The sequence below is a fragment of the Comamonas sp. FG99 genome, from assembly GCF_057808605.1.
This window is the reverse complement of record NZ_JBMDII010000023.1, coordinates 60,445-73,391: the sequence shown is the minus strand read 5'-3', so window position 1 is coordinate 73,391 and position 12,947 is coordinate 60,445. Positions and strand designations below refer to the sequence as shown.

The 12,947-nt window shown below is 70.3% G+C and carries 12 protein-coding genes; 8 read left to right on the top strand and 4 right to left on the bottom strand.

The window, feature by feature from the left end; all coding sequences use genetic code 11:
* Positions 1–128: 128 nt before the first annotated feature.
* Positions 129–1,322 (top strand): phosphoglycerate kinase, encoded by a 1,194-nt coding sequence (locus ACODRX_RS16290; protein WP_488872575.1) that lies wholly within the window; start codon positions 129–131, stop codon positions 1,320–1,322.
* A gap of 32 nt (positions 1,323–1,354) precedes the next feature.
* Here ACODRX_RS16290 and ACODRX_RS16285 read toward each other — a convergent pair whose 3' ends face one another.
* Complete coding sequence (locus tag ACODRX_RS16285) at positions 1,355–2,248, bottom strand: DMT family transporter (RefSeq protein ID WP_488872574.1); 894 nt, start codon at positions 2,246–2,248, stop codon at positions 1,355–1,357.
* A gap of 77 nt (positions 2,249–2,325) precedes the next feature.
* Between ACODRX_RS16285 and pyrF the strand changes: the two genes are divergently transcribed.
* Both pyrF and ACODRX_RS16275 read left to right on the top strand, forming a co-directional pair.
* On the top strand, positions 2,326–3,153 hold the full coding sequence (gene pyrF, locus ACODRX_RS16280; RefSeq protein ID WP_488872573.1) for an orotidine-5'-phosphate decarboxylase: 828 nt from the start codon (positions 2,326–2,328) through the stop codon (positions 3,151–3,153).
* 16 nt (positions 3,154–3,169) lie between these two features.
* Entirely contained in the window at positions 3,170–4,156 is a 987-nt protein-coding gene (locus tag ACODRX_RS16275; RefSeq protein ID WP_488872572.1) for a Bug family tripartite tricarboxylate transporter substrate binding protein, read from the top strand.
* Positions 4,157–4,174: 18 nt separating this feature from the next.
* Here ACODRX_RS16275 and ACODRX_RS16270 read toward each other — a convergent pair whose 3' ends face one another.
* Entirely contained in the window at positions 4,175–5,116 is a 942-nt protein-coding gene (locus tag ACODRX_RS16270) for an EamA family transporter (RefSeq protein ID WP_488872571.1), read from the bottom strand.
* 258 nt (positions 5,117–5,374) lie between these two features.
* Positions 5,375–6,058: a helix-turn-helix domain-containing protein gene (locus ACODRX_RS16265; protein WP_488872570.1), complete on the bottom strand. Its 684-nt coding sequence runs from the start codon at positions 6,056–6,058 to the stop codon at positions 5,375–5,377.
* Positions 6,059–6,136: 78 nt separating this feature from the next.
* On the opposite strand from ACODRX_RS16265, the gene ACODRX_RS16260 reads away from it, so the two are divergent.
* The 3 genes from ACODRX_RS16260 to ACODRX_RS16250 all read left to right on the top strand — a co-directional run bounded on the left by ACODRX_RS16260 (position 6,137) and on the right by ACODRX_RS16250 (position 9,597).
* Positions 6,137–7,459 carry an AmpG family muropeptide MFS transporter gene (locus tag ACODRX_RS16260; RefSeq protein ID WP_488872569.1) on the top strand — a complete coding sequence of 441 codons (1,323 nt, stop codon included), beginning with the start codon at positions 6,137–6,139 and terminating at the stop codon, positions 7,457–7,459.
* Between the two features lie 111 nt (positions 7,460–7,570).
* Entirely contained in the window at positions 7,571–8,299 is a 729-nt protein-coding gene (locus tag ACODRX_RS16255) for a response regulator (RefSeq protein WP_488872568.1), read from the top strand.
* Positions 8,300–8,346: 47 nt separating this feature from the next.
* Positions 8,347–9,597 (top strand): sensor histidine kinase, encoded by a 1,251-nt coding sequence (locus tag ACODRX_RS16250; RefSeq protein WP_488872567.1) that lies wholly within the window; start codon positions 8,347–8,349, stop codon positions 9,595–9,597.
* 90 nt (positions 9,598–9,687) lie between these two features.
* Here ACODRX_RS16250 and ACODRX_RS16245 read toward each other — a convergent pair whose 3' ends face one another.
* A complete protein-coding gene (locus tag ACODRX_RS16245; protein WP_488872566.1) occupies positions 9,688–10,938 on the bottom strand; it encodes a YbfB/YjiJ family MFS transporter in 1,251 nt (416 codons plus the stop codon).
* A gap of 72 nt (positions 10,939–11,010) precedes the next feature.
* Here ACODRX_RS16245 and ACODRX_RS16240 point away from each other — a divergent pair, with 72 nt between their 5' ends.
* A complete protein-coding gene (locus ACODRX_RS16240) occupies positions 11,011–11,901 on the top strand; it encodes a LysR substrate-binding domain-containing protein (protein WP_488872565.1) in 891 nt (296 codons plus the stop codon).
* A complete protein-coding gene (locus tag ACODRX_RS16235; protein ID WP_488872564.1) occupies positions 11,885–12,940 on the top strand; it encodes an NAD(P)H-dependent flavin oxidoreductase in 1,056 nt (351 codons plus the stop codon). The genes ACODRX_RS16240 and ACODRX_RS16235 overlap by 17 nt, the downstream gene beginning before the upstream one ends.
* The last annotated feature ends 7 nt before the right edge of the window (positions 12,941–12,947 follow it).

Here is a 12,947-nt window from a genome sequence, read left to right as displayed (position 1 = left end):
AGCTGCTGGCGCTTTTGTGCCAAGCGTTACGCCCGGATTTGACCAGCAATGGCGCTGCCGCGGCGACTGGATAGCGGCGATCAGGCTTCTACAATGCCGCCCAATTGCTTTGACTTGAGAACCGTGCCATGAACATTCTTCGCTTCTCCGACCTCTGCGCCCAGGGCAAAGTCCAGGGCCGGCGCGTCTTCATCCGTGCCGATCTGAACGTGCCGCAGGACGATGCCGGCAACATCACCGAAGATACGCGCATCCGCGCGTCGGTGCCGGCCATCGAGATGGCGCTTAAGGCCGGCGCCGCCGTGATGGTGACCAGCCACCTGGGCCGCCCCACCGAAGGCGAGTTCAAGCCCGAGGACTCGCTGGCCCCGGTGGCCAGGCGCCTGTCCGAACTGCTGGGCCGCGAGGTGCCGCTGCTCGCCAACTGGGTCGATGGCGTGCAGGTGGCGCCCGGCCAGGTGGTGCTGCTGGAGAACTGCCGCCTGAACGTGGGCGAGAAGAAGAACCAGCCCGAGCTGGCCCGCAAGCTGGCCAGGCTTTGCGACATCTATGTGAACGATGCCTTCGGCACCGCCCACCGCGCCGAGGGCACCACCTATGGCATCGCCGAATATGCGCCGGTGGCCTGCGCCGGTCCGCTGCTGTCGGCCGAGATCGACGCCATCACCCAGGCCCTGGCCAACCCGAAGCGCCCGCTGGCCGCCATCGTGGCCGGCTCCAAGGTCTCGACCAAGCTCACCATCCTGCAGTCGCTGGCCAAGAACGTGGACCAGCTCATCGTCGGCGGCGGCATCGCCAACACCTTCATGCTGGCCGCGGGCCTGCCGATCGGCAAGAGCCTGGCCGAGGCCGACCTGGTCGGCGAGGCCAAGGAGGTGATCGCGGCCATGGCCGCGCGCGGCGCCGATGTGCCGATCCCGACCGATGTGGTCGTGGCCAAGGCCTTTGCCGCCGATGCGCCCGCCACCGTCAAGCCGGCCAGCGAGGTGGCCGATGACGACATGATCCTCGATATCGGCCCCGAGACCGCGGCCCGCCTGGCGGCGCAGCTCAAGAGCGCCGGCACCATCGTCTGGAACGGCCCGGTGGGCGTGTTCGAGTTCGACCAGTTCGCGGGCGGCACCAAGGCCATCGCCCAGGCGATCGCCGAGTCCGCGGCGTTCAGCATCGCCGGCGGCGGCGACACGCTGGCGGCGATCGCCAAATACGGCATCGAGGACCGGGTGGGCTATATCTCCACCGGCGGCGGCGCGTTCCTCGAAGTGCTTGAGGGCAAGCAGCTGCCGGCGTTCGAGATCCTGGAAAAGCGCGCAGCGGCCTGAGACCGCCACGCCCGCCGGGGCTGGCGGGCGGCTTACTGGCCGGGCGCCGCCGGCCGCGAGGGCCACAGCACCGACAGGATGGCCACCATCATCAGCCCCACCGAGGCCCAGTCCTGCCAGTGCAGCTGCTCGCCCAGCCACAGCGCGCCGGTGAAGACGCCGAGCACCGGGATCATCATCACGCTCAGCGTCGAGGCCAGCGGCGGCAGGCTGCGGGCCAGGTAGAACCAGGCCGCCTGCGCAAAGCCGATCACCAGCACCGCGTTGAACCCGATCGCGCCCAGCGTGACCGCGCTGGGCGCATGCCAGCGCCCGTGCTCGAAGGCCGCGCTCAGCACCACCAGGCAGATGGCGGTCTCCACCGTCATCCAGAAGGCCAGCGTCAGCGTGGGCAGGGGTATGGCCGCGCGGCGCAGCAGTTGCGTGCCCAGGGCCCAGGAGCTGGCGCCCAGCAGCATCAGCGCCACGCCGGTGGGGCGGCCGCCCAGCTTGTCGAACTCGTTCCACAGCAGCAGCAACACGCCGCAGGCCGCGGCGCCCACGCCCAGCCAGGCGCGGCTGGAGAGCCGGTCGCCCCAGAACCAGGCGCCGAGCATGGCCGAGAAGATGGGCATGGTGTAGCCCAGGATCGCCGCCCGGCCGCTGGAGAGCATGGGCACGGCCACGATGATCAGCGCATGCCACAGCACCATGTTGACCAGGCCCAGCAGCGCCAGCTGGCCCCAGTAGGCGCGCGGCAGGCGAAACGGCACTTTCTGCGCCACCAGCACCGCGCCCATCACCGGCAGGCTCAGCAGCATGCAGATGGCGCGGAAGGTCAGCGGCGGAAAATGCTGCACCCCCTGCTTCATCACCGGCCAGTTGATGCCCCAGACCAGCGTGACCAGCACCAGTGTTATCAGTTGTTGTTTGGAGAGCTTGAGCATGGGAGGCGATTGTGCCCATCGCGCCGCACTCCTGCAGCGGCCCGCCGGGATGGCCCTGCCAATTACAATTGCACCCCATGCAATTTCTTGAGCAACTGCGTGCCGCGGGCACCCGAAGCGACTCCATGCTGTGCGTGGGCCTGGATCCCGAGCCTGCGCGCTTTCCCGGCGCATGGCGGGGCGATGCCGCCAGGATCTACGACTTCTGCGCGGCCATCGTCGATGCCACCGCCGACCTGGTCTGCGCCTTCAAGCCCCAGATCGCCTACTTCGCCGCGCGCGGCGCCGAAGCCCAGCTCGAAAAGCTGATCGCGCACATGCGCCGCGCCGCGCCGCAGGTGCCGGTGATCCTCGACTCCAAGCGCGGCGACATCGGCTCGACCGCCGAGCAATACGCGATCGAGACCTTCGAGCGCTATGGCGCCGATGCGGTCACGCTGTCGCCGTTCATGGGCTTCGACACCATACAGCCCTACCTGGCCTACCACGGCAAGGGCGCGTTCCTGCTGTGCCGCACCTCCAACCCCGGCGGCGACGACCTGCAGGCCCGCGTGCTGGCCGATGTGCCGGGCAGCCCGCAGCTGTTCGAGCATGTGGCGCAGATGGCCCAGGGGCCGTGGAACACCAACGGCCAGCTCGGCCTGGTGGTGGGCGCGACCCGGCCCAGCGAGATCGAGCGGGTGCGCGCGCTGGCGCCGGCGCTGCCGCTGCTGATCCCCGGCGTGGGCGCGCAGGGCGGCGATGCGCTGGCCACCGTGCGCGCGGCCAGCGTCGGCGGCGGGCCCATCATCATCAATTCTTCCCGCGCGGTGCTGTATGCGTCGCAGGGCGACGACTTTGCCGCGGCCGCGCGCCGCGTGGCACAACAGACGCGCGACATACTCAACGCCGCCAAACCTGCCTGATCCAGAAAGATTTCCCATGCCGACCACTGTCCACACCCGCCGCGCGTTGCTCGCCAGTGCCTGCGCCATTGCCGCCGGCGCCGCCGCGCCCGCACTGGCGCAGGACGCCTATCCTTCCAAGCCCATCACCATCGTCGTTGGCTACCCGCCGGGCGGCAGCACCGACCTGGTGGGGCGGCTGGTGGGCACCGAGCTGTCGCAGCGCCTGGGCCAGCCGGTGGTGATCGAGAACCTGGGCGGCGCCGGCGGCGCGATCGGCGCGCAGAAGGTGGCCAAGGCCGCGCCCGACGGCTATACGCTGCTGGTGGGCGCCAACAACGAGCTGGCCATCGCGCCGCTGATCAACCAGGCGGTGCGCTACAAGGTGGCCCAGGATTTCACGCCCATCGGCCTGGTGGCCAGCCAGCCGATGGTGCTGGTGGCCTCGCCCAAGGCCGGCGTCAAGAACGCGGCCGAGTTCATCAAGCTCGTGGCCGCCAACCCCGGCAAGTACAGCTACGGCAGCTCGGGCGTGGGCACGGCGCTGCACCTGGCGGGCGAGATGATCAAGGACAGCGGCCACCTGCAGATGACCCATGTGCCCTACAAGGGCGTGGCGCCGCTGACCAACGACCTGGTGGGCAACAACCTGGAGTTCGGCGTTTTCGTACTCTCCAGCGGCCTGCCGCACATCAAGGCCGGCAAGGTGGTGGCGCTGGGCACCACCGAGGCCAAGCGCTCGCCGGCGGCGCCCGATATCCCGGCGCTGGCCGAGTCGCCGCAGTTCAAGGCGGTGGACATCAACTCCTGGTTCGCGGTGATGGGGCCGGCCCATCTGCCCCAGGCGGTCGTGGCCCGGCTCCAGGCCGCGCTGCGCGAGACGCTGCAGTCGCCCGAATTCCGCAAGAAGCTCGAAGCCACCGGCAACGTGGTGGCTTCGCCGTCGGTGGACCTGGGCAAGTACCTGCAGGCCGAGGTGGCCAAGTACCGCAAGATCGTCGAGGTCGCGAAGATCGAGGAGTGAGCAGGCGGCGCGGGCGCCTCAGGCGCCCTGGCTGGTCCCACCGGCGCCGATCTTGCCGCCCCAGACCACCACCACCAGCGCGGCCACCACCAGGGCCGAGCCGGCCCATTGCCAGTGCGTGACTGGCTCGCCCAGCACCAGCATGCCGGCGGTCAGCCCTACCACCGGCACGCACAGGCTGAACGGCGCGATGCGGTTGGCCGAATAGCGCTGGATCAGCCGGGTCCACAGGCCATAGCCGACGATGGTCGCGACCCAGCCCAGGTAGCCCACCGAGGCCCACGACAGCCAGGGCACTGCGCGCCACGCATCCGCCTGCAGCCAGCGGGCGGCATCGCCGTCCAGCAGCGCCGACAGCGCGATGAAGGGCAGGATGGGCACCAGGCTGCTCCAGGCGATGAAGGCCAGCGGGTCGTAGGCCGCGTTCTGCCGCTGCGCCAGCCGCACCACCACGTTCGAGCAGGCCCAGGATGCGGCCGCGCACAGCACCAGCAGCAGGCCGAGCAGGCTGGTGTTGGCGCTGGCGCTGGCTTGCAGCTCATTCACTGCGAAGCACACCAGGCCCAGCGCGGCGATGCCCATGCCGGCGAGCAACGGCCGGCCGGGGCGCTCGCGCAGCAGCGCCAGGGTCCACAGCGCGGTGAAGAACACCTGGGTCTGCAGGATCACGCTGGCCAGCGAGGCGGTCATGCCCACCTTGAGCGCGGTGAACAGAAAACCGAACTGCCCCACGCCCTGCAGCAGGCCGAATGCCAGCACATGCTGCCAGGCCACCCGTGGCGGCCGCACGAAAAACACCAGCGGCAGCGCGGCCCAGAGGTAGCGCACGGCCCCCAGCTGCAGCGGCGTGAAGCTGCGCAGGCCCCATTTCATCGCCACGAAGTTCACGCCCCACAGCAGCACCACGAGCAAGGCGGACAAGAGATCAATGCGGCGCAGCGGCGGGGCGGATGGGGGCATCGGGGGATCTTATAGCGCCAGCGCACCCCTCTTGCGCCGCCATGCCGGGTTTTTGTCAAAACGTGGCCGCAGGCAGGTCCTGCCGGGTGAAGACCAGCGAGACATTGGCTGGCTCGGGGATGGGTGGCAGGCATCCCAGGCCTGCCAGGCCAGGCCCATCTCGACCGTACGCGTACCTCGCGCGTCGTCACGGCGCTGCTGGCCAAGGGCCTGGTGCGGCGCGAGAGCCAGGTGGGCGATGCGCGGCGCGCGCTGAGCTTATTTCCTCAGCGCGCGTGCCCCCACGCCGCGGTCGCGGCGCAGCGCGTAGGCCAGCGCGCTGGCGCTGCGGTAGCCGCAGCGCAGTGCCGTGGTCTCCAGCGGCTCGCCGCGCGACAGCGCCGCCACGGCCGCATCGAGCCGCAGGCCGCGCAGCCATTGCTGGGGCGTGGCGCCGCTCAGCTCCTGCCAGCGCACATGGAAGCGCTGCGCGCTCAGGTGCGCGAGCGCTGCCAGGCGGGCGGTGGGCCAGTCGCCCGCCAGGTCGGCCTGCACGGCGCGGGCAACGCCGCGCATGTCGAGCTGGCGCCGGGGCAGCAGCTGCGGCGCCTGTTGCAGCCAGGCCAGGTGGGCGGCGGCCAGGGCCTGGGCCGAGGCCTGCGCGGCGCGCAGCGCGGGCGGCGGCGCGGCAAAGCGGCGCAGGCGGGCGAGCTGGGGCTGCTCGGGTGCGTCCACCACCGCGATGGCGCTGCCGGGCTGGGCCAGGTAGCGGTGCACCGCGCCCGCGGGGATGACGAGGCCGCTGGCGGTGTCGACGAAGGCGGCGCGGCCGTCCACCTCCAGCTCCATGCGGCCCTGCAGCGCATACAGGATCTGCACATGGGCATGCTGGTGCGCATGCATCTCGCCATCGTAGTGGCGAACCGAGTATTCGGCGGCGTGCAGGCGGGTGGCGGAGCTCATGGCTTTGCCATTATCGGCTGGCGACGGGGTATATTGGCGGCGCTTGTCCGTCGATCGCCTTCCATGCCTCCATCTTCCATGCCTTCCTCCGCCCCGCGCCGATCCTGGAGCGAGACCGTGCGCGTCTATGCCGAGCCGGCCAGCCTGCGCATGCTGGCGTTGGGCTTTTCGGCCGGGCTGCCGCTGCTGCTGGTGCTGGGCACGATGTCGTTCTGGCTGCGCGAGGCCGGCATCGACCGCGCCACCATCGGCTACCTGAGCTGGGTGGCGCTGGCCTATGCCTTCAAGTGGGTGTGGTCGCCGCTGGTGGACCGGCTGCCGCTGCCGCTGCTGCACCGGCTGCTGGGGCGGCGGCGCAGCTGGCTGCTGCTGGCGCAGTGCCTGGTGATGGCCGGCCTGCTGGGCATGGCCGTCACCAATCCGCAGACCCACCTGCACCACATGGTGTGGTGCGCGCTGGCGGTGGCCTTCGGTTCGGCCACGCAGGACATCGCGCTCGATGCCTACCGCATCGAGTCCGCCGATGCCGACCGGCAGGCGGCGCTGGCCGCCACCTACCAGACGGGCTACCGCGTGGCGATGATCTGGGCCGGCGCCGGCGTGCTGTGGCTGGCCGCGCTGGCCGAGCCGGCCGGCGGTGGCTACCAGCAGCAGGGCTGGCGCGTGGCCTACATGGTGATGGCGGCCTCGATGCTGGTGGGCGTGCTCACGGTGCTGCTGTCGCCCGAGCCGGCGGCGCGCGCGCTGGCGCCGGCGCGCAACGCGCAGGAGTGGCTGCGCGGCGCGCTGCTGGAGCCGTTTGCCGATTTCTTCCGCCGCTATGGCTGGCATGCGGCGCTGATCCTGGCGCTGATCGCGATCTACCGCATCAGCGACGTGGTGATGGGCATCATGGCCAATCCGTTCTATGTGGACATGGGCTACACCAAGGAGGAGGTGGCGGCGGTCAGCAAGGTGTTCGGCGTGGTGATGACGCTGGCGGGCGCCTTCGTGGGCGGGGTGGTCTCGATGCGCATCGGCGTGATGCGGGTGCTGATGCTGGGCGCGGTGCTGTCGGCCGCGAGCAACCTGCTGTTTGCCTGGCTGAGCACGCGCGGCCACGACCTGACGGGGCTGATCTGCGTGGTCTCGGCCGACAACCTGGCCGGCGGCATCGCGTCGGCGGCCTTCATCGCCTATCTCTCCAGCCTGACCAATGTGCAGTACTCGGCCACGCAGTACGCGCTGTTCAGCTCGATGATGATGCTGCTGCCCAAGTGGCTGGCGGGATTTTCGGGCGCCTATGTGGATGCGCACGGCTATGCCGCCTTCTTCACCTCGACCGCGCTGCTGGGCCTGCCGGTGCTGCTGCTGGTGGGGCTGGCCGCGCGCATGCGGCCGGCGCAGGCAAGCGCGCAGTAAGCTTCATCGGTTAAGCTGGCCACATCGGTTTACCCAACTTTACGGCTGCGACAAGGCCCTAGCAAGCCGCTATGTAAAGATGGCCTCAATCCCTATTCAGCCCAAAGAGCAATGAATACCAACCAATTGTTGATGATCGAGGATGATGAGCGCCTGGCCCATATGGTGAGCGAGTACCTGGGCCAGTCGGGCATGCAGGTGGCGCACATGGCCGATGCCGCCAGCGGCCTGGCCGCGCTGCAGGAGCCGGCGGGCCAGCCGCTGCCCGATCTGGTGATCCTCGACCTGATGCTGCCCGACATGGACGGCCTCGAGGTCTGCCGCCGCATCCGCACGCTGTCGGGCCCGGCGGCGCATGTGCCGATCCTGATGCTCACCGCCAAGGGCGACCCGATGGACCGGGTGATCGGCCTGGAGGTGGGCGCCGACGACTACCTGCCCAAGCCCTTCGAGCCGCGCGAGCTGCTGGCGCGCATCCGCGCCATCCTGCGCCGCCGCGAAGGCGGCATGGCGGCCGCGATGCAGGCCAGCCAGGCGCTGCGCTTCGGCAGCCTGGAGATCGACCGCGATGCGCGCACGGTCAGCGTGCACGGCCAGATCTGCGACCTGACCTCGTACCAGTTCGACCTGCTGGTGACGCTGGCCGAGCGCGCCGGCCGCGTGCTCACCCGCGACCAGATCATGGAGGCGGTGCGCGGCCGCGAGCTGGAGGCGTTCGACCGCTCCATCGACGTGCACATGGGCCGCATCCGCGCCGCCATCGAGACCGATCCGAAGAACCCGCGCCGCATCCTCACCGTGCGCGGCGTGGGCTACGTCTTCGCCAAGCAGCAGGACTGATGCCGATTCGCCGCCAACGAGGGCATTAGCGCAGGCCTGCCAGTTCCATGCAGTTGTACAAATATTTTGCCGAGCGCCTGTACCTGCGCATCTGGCTGACGGTGGTGGGCGGCGTGGCCGTGCTGATCCTGGTCGTGGGCTGGGCCTGGCAGGTGGCGGCCGAGGAAAACGCCATACCCATGCAGCCGCCCACGCGCGAGATCTTCATCCGCAGCGCGGACGGCAGCATCCTGCTGCAGGGCATTGCGGTGCGCCAGCCCGGGCCGCCGAGCGAGAAGTCCAGCTACCTGATCGAGGACGACGCGGGGCGCGGCTACGAGATGGAGATTTCGCGCCTGAGCGACCCGCGCCGCCATCGCGTGCCGCCGCCCGACCTGCGCAGCCCCTGGGCGTTCTGGACGCGGCCGCCGTTCGGCTTCCTGTGGATGCTGGGGCTGGTGGGCATCGTCGTCGCGGTCGGGGTGTTCCCCATCATCCGCCGCATGATGATGCGGCTCGAACGCCTGCGCAACGGCGTCAAGCAGTTCGGCGACGGCGACCTGTCGGTGCGGGTGGACCTGCACGGCGACGACGAGGTGGGCGAGCTGGCGCGGCAGTTCAACGCGGCCGCGGCGCGCATCGAAACCCTGGTGAAGTCGCACAAGTCGCTGCTGGCCAATGCCTCGCACGAGCTGCGCTCGCCGCTCACGCGCATCCGCATGGGGCTGGAGCTGATGGACGGCGGCAAGCCCTCGCCGGCGTTCAAGCAGGAGATCCAGCGCAACATCACCGAGCTCGACCAGCTGGTCGACGAGATCCTGCTCGCCAGCCGGCTCGACGTGCGCGAGGTGGACGTGGGCACGGCCGAGACGGTCGACCTGATCGGCCTGTGCGCCGAAGAGGCGGTGCGCGTCGATGCCGAGCTGGAGGTGCAGGGCGATGAAATGGAGGTGCGCGGCATCTCCAAGCTGCTGCGCCGCGCGGTGCGCAACCTGCTCGAGAACGCGCGCCGCTACAGCCAGGGGCCGATCACCTTGGCGCTGTCGCGCCAGGGGCGTTATGCCGAGATCCGCGTGGCCGACCGCGGGCCGGGCGTGCCGCCCGAGCAGCGCGAGCGCATCTTCGAGCCGTTCTACCGCATGCCCGGCGCCAGCGAAAAGCATGGCGGCGTGGGCCTGGGGCTGGCTCTGGTGCGCTCGATCTCCGAGCGCCACGACGGCACCGTGCATTGCGAGGCGCGCGAGGGTGGCGGCGCGGTGTTCGTGCTGCGGCTGCCGCTCAGCGGCGCCGCGCAGGCGACGCAGCCAAGTGGAAAATAATAGCTGTTAGCGCTGATGGAGTATGGTTTTTAGGTGGTTTTCATATTGAAAACCAATACTGAAGGGCGTTAAAAGCTATCAAATTTGATGTCAATGCCGCCGTGGCGGATGCCGCCACAGCATCAGCGCATACAGGCCCATGCCGGCCACCAGCGCCAGCGCCGCGGCGCCCAGCCCATAGTAGAAACCCATTTGCTCGCTGCCGCTATGCGCCAGGCACCAGGCCACCATCGGCGGGCCGACGATCTGGCCCACGCCGTAGGCGGCGGTGATCAGTCCGGGAAAGCTGCTGATCGCCGTGGGCCAGATGCGCCGCGCCTCGTGCAGCGCGAAGAAGGTGAGGGCGGTGAACGGCAGGCCGAGCAGCAGGCTGCTGAGCGCGAAGCCAGTGCGCGTGGGCAGCAGCAGGCAGATGAGGATGGCGCCCGCCTGCATGGCGTAGCCGGCCATCAGCAGCCAGCGCCGGTCCCAGCGCGCCGGCAGGTGAGTGGACAGATAGGCGCCCGCCATCACGCCGATGCCGAAGATGGGCCAGAACAGGTCGGGCCAGACCGAGCCGCCGGGCAGCGCAGTGCGCGCGATCACCGGCAGGAAGGTCGCGGTCACGATATAGCCCAGACCGGCCAGCCCGTAGGCCGCGGTCAGCAGCGCGCGGTCCCAGGGGCCTTCGGCGGTGGGCCGTGCCGCGGCATTGGCGCCGGCCGCCGCTGGCGCCGCCGGCGCCGCATGCCGCCCCTGGATCACGGCCGCCGCCGGCAGTGCGAGCAGCAGCGCCAGCACGGCGAAGGCCGTCCAGCCCGAGGCCGCGCTCCAGTGCCAGGCGACCATGGCGCTGGTGGCCAGGCCGGTCAGCGCGATGCCCAGGCCCGGGCCGCAGAAGATCATGCCGCCCACCGCCGGGCGGCCCAGCAGCTGCAGCTGTGTCATGCACCACTGCGTCGCATTCAGGAATACCATGGCGCTCACCACCCCGGCCAGCAGCCGCAGCGCCGGCCAGGCGGCGGGCAGCGGCCAGGCCATCACCGCGGTGAGCAGCACGCAGCTGGCCAGCCCCCAGCGCACCATGCGCGCTGGATGCCAGCGCTGCACGAAACCCGGCGCCACCCAGGGCAGCACGGTGCACAGCACCGCGCCCAGCAGGTAGCCGATGTAGTTGGTCATCGCCAGCCAGCTGCCCTGCACCAGGGTGAGCGTGCCGTCGTGCAGCATCATCGGCAGCAGCGGCGTGAAGGCGAAGCGGCCGATGCCCAGCGCGGCGGCCAGCGCCAGCATGCCGGTGGCGGCCACGGCAACGGGGGACTGGCTCCAGGTGCTGCTGCGGGGGGAGGCAAGGGTGGTCATGCTTGAATAAATCTTGATTTGAGATTGAATATTAATTTATCATCCTAAAAAAAGATAGTTTGTGTTGTCGCCATGGATTTACCTTCCCTCGAAATCTTTCTGCAGGTGGCCCGAGCCGGCAGCATCACGCGCGCGGCCGAGCAGCTGGCGCGGGCGCAGTCGAATGTGACCACGCGCATCCAGCAGCTCGAAGAGTCGCTGGGTGTGCCGCTGTTCGTGCGCGAGGCGCGGCGCATGGTGCCCACGCCGCAAGGCCTGCTGCTGCAGAGCTATGCCACGCGCCTGCTGGCCCTGGCCGAGGAGGCGCGCCAGGCGCTGCAGCCCGGCCTGCCGCAGGGGCGGCTGCGCCTGGGCTCGATGGAGAGCACCGCCGCCGCGCGGCTGCCGCAGCCGCTGGCGCGCTTTCACCAGGCCTGGCCCCAGGTGCAACTGGAGCTGTCCACCGCGCCCTCGCGCCAGCTGGTGGAGCGGGTGCTGGCCTTCGAGCTGGATGCGGCGCTGGTGGCCTGGCCCGCGCCCGAGATCGATGCCCAGGCGCCGCTGGCCTGCACGCCGCTGTACGAAGAGGCGCTGTGCGTGATCGTGCCCCAGGGCCTGGATCTGGCGGCGCGGCCGCTGGCGCTCGATACGCTGGCGGCGTTCAGCGAGGGCTGCACCTACCGCCGCCTGGGCGAGGCGTGGATGCGCGAGATGCATGGCGGCGCCCCGGGCGCGGGCCGCTGGTCGGTGCTGGAGCTGGCCTCCTACCATGCCATCGTCGCCTGCGTGGCCGCCGGCAGCTGCGCGGCGGTGGCGCCGCGCTCCATCCTGCAATTGATGCGCACCGCGCCGCCGGTGCAGGCCGTGCCGCTGCCGGCCTGCACCACCATGCTGGTGCGGCGCGCCGAATACCAGTCACCGGCGCTCGATGCGCTGCTTGCTTGTCTGCTTTCCACAGGAGAAAACGATGCCCCGTCTGCTTGATACCCTGGGCCTGCGCCTGCCCATCATCCAGGGCCCGATGACCGGTGCCGACAGCCCGGCGCTGGCCGCCGCCGTGTCGGCCGGCGGGGGGCTGGGCTCGCTGGGTTGCGGCATGCGCTCGCCGCAGGCCATGCGCGCGGCCGCGGCGGCGGTGCGCGCCGCCACCGACCGGCCTTTTGCGCTGAATCTCTTCGTGCAGCCCACGCCCAAGCCCGATGCCGCGCAGCTGGAGGCGGCGCTGCGCCGGCTCGCGCCGCTGTATGCCCGCTTCGATGCCGAGCCCGCACTGCCGGCGCAGTGGTGCGAGGATTTCGCCACGCAGCTGGAAGTGCTGATCGAGCTGCGCCCGGCGGTGGCGAGCTTCACCTTCGGCATCCTTACGGCCGGCCAGGTGCAGCGCCTGCACGATGCCGGTTGCACGGTGATCGGCACGGCCACCACGGTGCAGGAGGCGCTGGCCTGGCAGGCGGTGGGGGCTGATGCGGTCTGCGCCTCGGGCTGCGAGGCGGGCGGGCACCGCGGCACCTTCCTGGGCAGCTACGAAGCCTCGATGATCGCCACGCTGCCGCTGGTGCGCGACTGCGTGCAGCGGCTCGCGGTGCCGGTGATTGCGGCCGGCGGCATCATGGACGGCGCGGGCATCGCCGCCGCGCTGGCCCTGGGCGCGCAGGCGGTGCAGATGGGCACCGCCTTCCTGGTGTGCCCCGAATCCGGCATCAACCCGGCCTACCGCGCGGCATTGGCGGGCGCCCAGGCCTGCGATACGCGTACCACCCGCACCATCTCGGGCCGCCCGGCGCGCGGCATCGTCAACGCGATGATGGAGGCGCTGGCACCCGATGAGGATGCGATTGCGCCGTATCCGATACAGAACGCGTTGACCGGCCCGCTGCGGCGCCTGGCGGCTGAAAAGGGTGATGCACAGTACCTGTCGCTGTGGGCCGGGCAGGGGGTGGCGCAGGCGCGGCCCATGCCGGCGGCCGAGCTGTTATCGCAACTGGCGCAAGAGATCCAGGTTGCGAAGGCGCTGGTGGCCTGAGGTACCG

Coding starts and splice junctions, on each gene's coding strand:
- ACODRX_RS16260 (WP_488872569.1), top strand. CDS start 6,137: ATGCCTTCCTCCGCCCCGCGCCGATCCTGGAGCGAGACCGTGCGCGTC.
- ACODRX_RS16240 (WP_488872565.1), top strand. CDS start 11,011: ATGGATTTACCTTCCCTCGAAATCTTTCTGCAGGTGGCCCGAGCCGGC.
- ACODRX_RS16245 (WP_488872566.1), bottom strand. CDS start 10,938: ATGACCACCCTTGCCTCCCCCCGCAGCAGCACCTGGAGCCAGTCCCCC.
- ACODRX_RS16285 (WP_488872574.1), bottom strand. CDS start 2,248: ATGCTCAAGCTCTCCAAACAACAACTGATAACACTGGTGCTGGTCACG.
- ACODRX_RS16255 (WP_488872568.1), top strand. CDS start 7,571: ATGAATACCAACCAATTGTTGATGATCGAGGATGATGAGCGCCTGGCC.
- ACODRX_RS16265 (WP_488872570.1), bottom strand. CDS start 6,058: ATGAGCTCCGCCACCCGCCTGCACGCCGCCGAATACTCGGTTCGCCAC.
- ACODRX_RS16235 (WP_488872564.1), top strand. CDS start 11,885: ATGCCCCGTCTGCTTGATACCCTGGGCCTGCGCCTGCCCATCATCCAG.
- pyrF (WP_488872573.1), top strand. CDS start 2,326: ATGCAATTTCTTGAGCAACTGCGTGCCGCGGGCACCCGAAGCGACTCC.
- ACODRX_RS16270 (WP_488872571.1), bottom strand. CDS start 5,116: ATGCCCCCATCCGCCCCGCCGCTGCGCCGCATTGATCTCTTGTCCGCC.
- ACODRX_RS16250 (WP_488872567.1), top strand. CDS start 8,347: ATGCAGTTGTACAAATATTTTGCCGAGCGCCTGTACCTGCGCATCTGG.
- ACODRX_RS16275 (WP_488872572.1), top strand. CDS start 3,170: ATGCCGACCACTGTCCACACCCGCCGCGCGTTGCTCGCCAGTGCCTGC.
- ACODRX_RS16290 (WP_488872575.1), top strand. CDS start 129: ATGAACATTCTTCGCTTCTCCGACCTCTGCGCCCAGGGCAAAGTCCAG.